Genomic DNA, 6,608 nt, shown 5'->3' on the forward strand with positions numbered 1-6,608 from the left:
ATGTATGGATTGGAAGCAATGTTGTTATCTGAGCCGGTGTGACTGTCGGTAAAGGCTCAGTAATTGGCGCCGGAAGTGTTGTAACAAGAGACATTCCCTCAATGTGCTTTGCCGCAGGCAGCCCCTGCAAAGTAATTCGGGAAATTACCGATGATGATTTGAAAGAATTTGAGCCGATTCCTGAATAAATAAAAAGGGATGATTTTGAAAAATGAATGAATCCCTGTTTGACGGCAGATAAAAAGGAACACTAGGAGGCTGTAATGAAAAACATATTGGTGGTACAAGGCGGCGGCCGCAATAACGGCAATACCATCCAGTTATCGCATTCGTTTATTCAGGGCGCTAAGGAGGCCGGCCATACAGTTGAAAAGATATCTTTAAATAAAAATGAGGTGAAAGGCTGCATTGGGTGCAACGCTTGCCGTTATGGGAAACCCTGTGTGCAAAAGGATAATTTCAATGAGCTGGTTCCTAAGATTAAGGCAGCAGATTTGATTGTTTTTGCATCGCCGTTATTATTTTGGACGTTATCCTCCAAAATCAAGGCATTCATCGAGAGATTTTATTGTATTGCTGAGGAAGATCCGAATCCGCCGTTTGGGCGATATGAAAGGTATCCGGTAAAAGATGCGGCTTTGCTTATGACATCAGCAGATGATTTTTTCTGGACATATGAACAGGCAGTATCATATTACAAATTTACAATAATCAATTATATTGGTTTCCGTGATAAAGGGATGTTGCTTGCCGGAGGATGCGGAGATACGAATGGGAAACCGCAGATCGCCAAAACAGACCACCTTAGAGAAGCCTATGATTTCGGGAAAAATATTTACAGATAATGTAAATAAGGGTGTTCCCTGTATTTGGCGGCGATATTTTAAAAATAGAGACGCAGAGCATTTGTAAGGAGATAAGCAAAATGTATAAAGGTATTGACAGCTGTAATCGGTTTTTTATGAGAGTAACACTCTGTTTTATCTTAATAGGTATTTGCGGAACTCACTTGTGTATCCATATGCTCGGGGAGTATCGGACGATAGGGAATCTTAAGTATACGGGAAAAAGAATTTATTAATTTGTATCGGGCACTTTGCATTAATGTGTCCAAATTGTCTTGGAGCGACCGGAGCTTTTAAGGGAGCATTTTTCTTTTTGCATGTCATTAATCCCATTGCTTTCGTTGGGTGCTATCTGCTGTTTTGCAATGATGCTGAGAGGCGTATCGTATCAGCGGCTAATTTTATAACGCCGGTACTTATGCTTGTTTATCTACTGTTTGATTATATTCGCTGCCAGTTTACGGGTAAATTTGTGTATGGATTTGCAGAGCCTGATGTATTGACATTTCCTTATGCAGTTCTTATAGGGATTGCAGTATATATTATAATGATGCTGTTTTCTTTTTGTCTTTTAAAAGTTAATAAAGTAATACATAGATGATGGAAATTGGTGTTTGATAACTTTAATATCCGGTGATGTTTAAGCAATAAAGGCGGGATGTTTCGACCTGTCAGAGCGGTGGAGTTTTGCCGGGAATTCAGCTGGAAATATGAATAATGTGAGGAAAGAAAACACAATGACAGTGAAATTTTCAGAAAACAAGAATAAGCTGATAGAAACGGAACGCCTTATCATTAGAGAAATGGTGCAGTCCGATTTTGATGCTTTGTGTAAAATATTATGTGATGAGGAAGTCATGCGCACCGCTTATGGAAGTGCATTCAGCCCGGAAGAAGCACAGAATTGGCTTAACAGACAACTTAAAAGATATGCAGAGTATGGTTTTGGACTTTGGGCTGTTGTCTTAAAAGAAACAAATGAAATGATTGGTCAGTGTGGGCTGACATTACAAGGCTGGAGAGATAAAGAAATGTTGGAAATAGGATATTTGTTTCAAAAAGCGTATTGGCACAAAGGCTATGCAGCAGAAGCGGCAATTGCCTGTAAAGAATACGCTTTCAAAGTTCTTAATGCTAATACCGTTTATTCTATTGTCAGGGATACAAATACAGCTTCTCAAAAGGTTGCTGTTCGAAACGGTATGAAGATTATTGATAAGGATACTAAGAATTTCAGGTATATAGATATGGATTTTTTCCTGTATTCTGCAGAGCGGACAAATGAGGCTCAGATATAGTGAAAGACAATGACAACACTTAATTGGATGGGGGAGAGGATGATAACAGGATTTTATTGTACAAATGTTTTTTCGGAACACGCGAAAGAGCTTATAGATTTTTATAGAGAGGTATTAGAAATACCCGTTATTAGGACAGATGCAGACGATTCAAACGGGGTTTATTTTGGCTTTATAGAAAATGCCCCCACTCTTTGTATATGGGATTGTAAAGTATTTGATGCGCAGCCGACGGGATATCAATCCTTTGTTTTTCAAACAGATAATCTTGAATTAACGATGGAATCTCTGAAGAAAAAAGGGGTGGCTCTGTCTGAAGCCGTTAGATATGATTGGGGAACTTATGAAGTTCGATTAAACGATATGGATGGAAACGAGATAGTAATAATGGAAATTGTACAAGATTTCAATGGTATTAAGAATTGAAAAGCAGTCATTCGGAAAGGTGATAATTTGAAAAAAATAGTAGTTATCCTTTTGTCAGCTCTGGCCTGCTGCACTATGTTTATAGGCTGCAGTAACTCATCAGCTAATCAGGAGCAGCACTTATCTGTCTACTCTTTCAGCGGAGAAGATGAACAGTTCGCAATCTCGAATGGAGTCATTGTTTTGAACTCCACGGAGGAAACATTTTATGGCGGCGATTTGAAAGAAAAGCAGGATAAATTATCAGATATTGCTGCGTATACCAAAACCTTCTATGTCATGTCCGGCAATGAAAAAAAGGTTTTGATGTCTTTTGTTGTAGAGGATATGACAGGTGGAACTGTAAATATTTCGGGTGATACAGGAAAGATATCCGGGGATATTATGACAAAAATAGGAACCGATGAATTGCAGAATAATCTTTTCTTTGAGTTAAAAACTACTGATTTGAATGGCGAGGAAAATGAGTATCAGCTGCAGTTAACCGTGACGGAAGTTACAGAAAAAGCAGATAACTAGCTTACAGTTTATCGGAAAGAAGAATTAGAAGCTGAAAGGGTATTGAGATGAAAAAGAAAACTATAATAATATGGATTATCATTATAGCAGCTGCAGTAATAGGTATTTACCTGCTAACCCGTCCAACTGTTTTAGGTAATATGAAGAACAGCTATACAGAACAAATTACTACAGCTTCTGATATTTCATTTTCAGGAGAAGCAGGAGAAAGAATAAAGTTTTTATTTAGATCCAATATTGTAAATGGAGAATTAAATATGGTCTTGTATGATTCGGCTGGAAATGCAGTATATACACTGGATGAGGCAAAGGCACTGGAAACTTTTTATACCCTGGATAGTTCGGGAACATACACTTTAGCGGCAGAGTGTAAGGATTTTATCGGAGAATACAAAATTAAGGTTTACAAGGCAGATTGAGTTGTCTTTGGGGATGAAAACTGCCGTCTGCTTTGTCACAAAAAATAGAATTTGGAAGGAGCTTCAGGCATGGAATATACTTTTTATGATGATCCTGATACAGCAGCGATTATCTGTTGTCACATAACGGAAAATAAAGCCCCCATTCTGTATGTATCACATGATGAAGATGATGGAATGTGGCAATTCCTATGCGGAAAAGAGCATGAAATAGATGAAGCAAGGTTAGTATCTTTAAAATGGGTTTTTGACTTGGATCAATCTGTCAGTACTTTAAAAGATATGCCTTGTGGCTGTTATGCAGAAAGAAAAACTCAAAATGACGATTGGGTTATTAGGAAACGGTAATTTAAACTTTGCTAAGAATGAGAATGAACGACATACTGGTGACTGCTGGTGCTTAAGAATTATGGAAATGGAGGAAATACATGGAGTGGAATCATATTCAAATTCCTAACGGTGATACCAACCTGTTTTGTAATTGCTATGTTACCGGAAAATCGGCGATGAATATTATTGTAACACATATCCTATCAAAGACATTGGATGTACAGTCCGCGTATGCTCCGTTGACGAAATATGGGGTCAATATATTCGCGTTTGACTTTTCAGGAACGGGAAAAAGCGGCGGAGACGAAAAAAAGTTTTCCGTTCATTCAATTGTGAATGATTTAGATAAGCTCGTTGATTATATAGAAGAACATTATTCTTCGAACATCCATTTATTTGGGGATACGGGTATCGGCGGTATGTTCGCACAATGTTACATCTGTTCCACTGACAGAATAAAAAGTTTCGCCCAATTTGCCTGCGTGGATTATAAAAATACTGCTGGTATGGGATATCCATATTTTGCTGTGAAAATGATGAGTTGGCTCTTTAGCCGACTGCCTAATTTTCATCTAACCATAAAGCCGCCCAAATATAATGGATATAACTGTGAGCAGGACAATGGATTTTATGAGATGCTGATAAAACGAAATCCATACATATTTAAGAGCAGTACGAAAGTAATGAATGCTGTATTTGAATGTCTTATTTCTCCTGACAGCCCTATTCAAAATAGCATCACTATTCCAACACTGGTATTTAAGACGCTGCATGATCGGTATTTTTCCAAAGAGTATTTTGACAGTTACTTTTCATCTTTAAACTGTAAAAAAAAGTTGATAGAAATAAACGATGTACACAATAGCTATTATTTACGCTGTGATGAATTTTGCGAAGCCGCATATAACTGGTTCTCTGAAAACCAAGAAATTACGGTTTCAAAGCACAGTCTGTCGGACTGAAAATAGGAATTTCTAGAGGAAAATAAAGTGAGTAATATGGTTTATTTTAGGAAATTCACCGAATTTCCAAGAGGAACTATGTATGATATTTTAAACGATGCGTATTCTTATGATCCGAGAAATAAGATAATATGGGATGAGAACTGGCAGGAATCAGATAATTTTTTCTATGACAATCCAGATATAGCAGATAAATACGGATTAGTAACTTGTATAGAAGATTTTCCCATTGGTTTTGTTACATGGGATCCTCGACACAGGCCAGAATATGTTGAGATAGGCCATAATGGGATTAGAGAAAAGTTTAAAGGAAAAGGCTATGGACACATGCAGTTAGCAGAGGCTGTTCGGAGAATTAAAGAATATGATGGTCTTCAAAGAATAATAGTGTGTACGAATAGCAATTTAGTTGCTCCTAAGAACTATGAAAGCGTTGGATTTAAATTATATAACAGAAAAGAGAATAATACAGAAAGTGCATATACAGGAGCTTATTTGTATTATAGTATGAATCTTTAGTTTGTTGTAAGAAATAATTTCAATTTGTTGAGCCGTTACTGTTTTCGGGGTAATATGGCTCCAAATGCTGTGGGAAATGCGTGAATTGCTTGGGCTGGTTTGAAAAAGTGGATGTGACGGAGATAGGCGGGGGAGACATGAAATTCATTCCAATTACACCATTTTATGCGGGATGTGGGGGAATTTCATTCATAAGTAAGACAATGATTTGAAGAAAGAATATTGCGAAAGATTTGAATCAATATGAAATTTTTCTTAGATATAGATACTGCAGGGGATATTATAAAAGTCTTAGTTGAAGTATAGGAAACTATGTACAATTTACGAATTAATGAAGAAAGTTGCTTATCACTTTGAATTTTTTATGCTATACTTTAATTTATAGAAAAGATTGTTATTGTATAAGTATAACAAAATTCAAAGTAATATGTTAATTTGATGTTGGTATGAATAGAGTTTTCAAGGGTTAAGAGCACTGATTTAATTGGGAAAAAGGGAGCGATTTATGTTGGTGCGAATAGGAAGCGCACATGAAAGTCCCGGGAGATTCGCACCAGAAAAAGAGTTGTTATATTGGTGAAGAGATTGAAAATGATTTAAATAAAGATTATATGAGATAGAAAATAAAATAATTATATAAATTAAGTTTGTGTAATGAGATTATTTTTAGTTATATTTGCTGTCGAAGCCCTTGCGGCTTCGTGGATTGAAATTCACAGTCAGACAACTCGTAGTTGTATCTGTATTGTCGAAGCCCTTGCGGCTTCGTGGATTGAAATTCCTTGCGGAATTGTAAAGCCCTTGTGAGTAACCGTGTCGAAGCCCTTGCGGCTTCGTGGATTGAAATATATATTTTGGATTGCAAAAACACCAACCGCCACGGTCGAAGCCCTTGCGGCTTCGTGGATTGAAATCTAAAACTCCGTCGTTTATAGTTATCGTGCAGTGTCGAAGCCCTTGCGGCTTCGTGGATTGAAATTTATGGTATCTAAATGCTCATTTGGTATATTACCGTCGAAGCCCTTGCGGCTTCGTGGATTGAAATTGTTTATACCGCAACTGTTACCGGAACAAACAACGTCGAAGCCCTTGCGGCTTCGTGGATTGAAATAGAAATAATGCTTTGAGAAGCCGAGAAATTGGTGTCGAAGCCCTTGCGGCTTCGTGGATTGAAATATTATTTTTTGGTCATAACCTACACCGCACAATCGTCGAAGCCCTTGCGGCTTCGTGGATTGAAATGTTTGTTCGCAAATTGGAAACCAAAGATAAATATGTCGAAGCCCTTGC

The 6,608-nt window shown here is 37.4% G+C and carries 8 protein-coding genes, 1 pseudogene and 1 CRISPR repeat array; all 9 genes and pseudogenes read left to right on the top strand.

Annotated features, from left to right (window positions below):
• A pseudogene (locus tag ACLUJM_RS12175) lies at window positions 1-188 on the top strand (DapH/DapD/GlmU-related protein); the annotation flags it as partial.
• A 75-nt stretch (window positions 189-263) separates the two neighbouring features.
• On the top strand, window positions 264-845 hold the full coding sequence (locus ACLUJM_RS12180; protein WP_412412920.1) for a flavodoxin family protein: 582 nt from the start codon (window positions 264-266) through the stop codon (window positions 843-845).
• 710 nt (window positions 846-1,555) lie between these two features.
• Window positions 1,556-2,143: a GNAT family N-acetyltransferase gene (locus tag ACLUJM_RS12185; protein ID WP_412412921.1), complete on the top strand. Its 588-nt coding sequence runs from the start codon at window positions 1,556-1,558 to the stop codon at window positions 2,141-2,143.
• A gap of 39 nt (window positions 2,144-2,182) precedes the next feature.
• The gene (locus ACLUJM_RS12190) at window positions 2,183-2,569 is read left to right on the top strand and encodes a VOC family protein (RefSeq protein WP_044966728.1); all 387 of its coding nucleotides are present in this window, start codon (window positions 2,183-2,185) and stop codon (window positions 2,567-2,569) included.
• Between the two features lie 27 nt (window positions 2,570-2,596).
• Window positions 2,597-3,088 (top strand): hypothetical protein, encoded by a 492-nt coding sequence (locus ACLUJM_RS12195; RefSeq protein WP_044966730.1) that lies wholly within the window; start codon window positions 2,597-2,599, stop codon window positions 3,086-3,088.
• Between the two features lie 47 nt (window positions 3,089-3,135).
• The gene (locus tag ACLUJM_RS12200) at window positions 3,136-3,507 is read left to right on the top strand and encodes a hypothetical protein (protein ID WP_120094116.1); all 372 of its coding nucleotides are present in this window, start codon (window positions 3,136-3,138) and stop codon (window positions 3,505-3,507) included.
• Window positions 3,508-3,576: 69 nt separating this feature from the next.
• A complete protein-coding gene (locus tag ACLUJM_RS12205) occupies window positions 3,577-3,855 on the top strand; it encodes a hypothetical protein (RefSeq protein ID WP_009253676.1) in 279 nt (92 codons plus the stop codon).
• Window positions 3,856-3,935: 80 nt separating this feature from the next.
• The gene (locus tag ACLUJM_RS12210) at window positions 3,936-4,799 is read left to right on the top strand and encodes a serine aminopeptidase domain-containing protein (RefSeq protein WP_412412922.1); all 864 of its coding nucleotides are present in this window, start codon (window positions 3,936-3,938) and stop codon (window positions 4,797-4,799) included.
• Between the two features lie 78 nt (window positions 4,800-4,877).
• On the top strand, window positions 4,878-5,318 hold the full coding sequence (locus ACLUJM_RS12215) for a GNAT family N-acetyltransferase (RefSeq protein WP_120094149.1): 441 nt from the start codon (window positions 4,878-4,880) through the stop codon (window positions 5,316-5,318).
• A gap of 681 nt (window positions 5,319-5,999) precedes the next feature.
• Window positions 6,000-6,560: a CRISPR direct-repeat array (repeat unit 32 nt; unit sequence GTCGAAGCCCTTGCGGCTTCGTGGATTGAAAT).
• Window positions 6,561-6,608: the final 48 nt, after the last annotated feature.

Origin of the sequence: Finegoldia sp. (assembly GCF_046991905.1) — a bacterium.
In the GTDB taxonomy this organism is placed as follows: domain Bacteria; phylum Bacillota; class Clostridia; order Tissierellales; family Peptoniphilaceae; genus Finegoldia.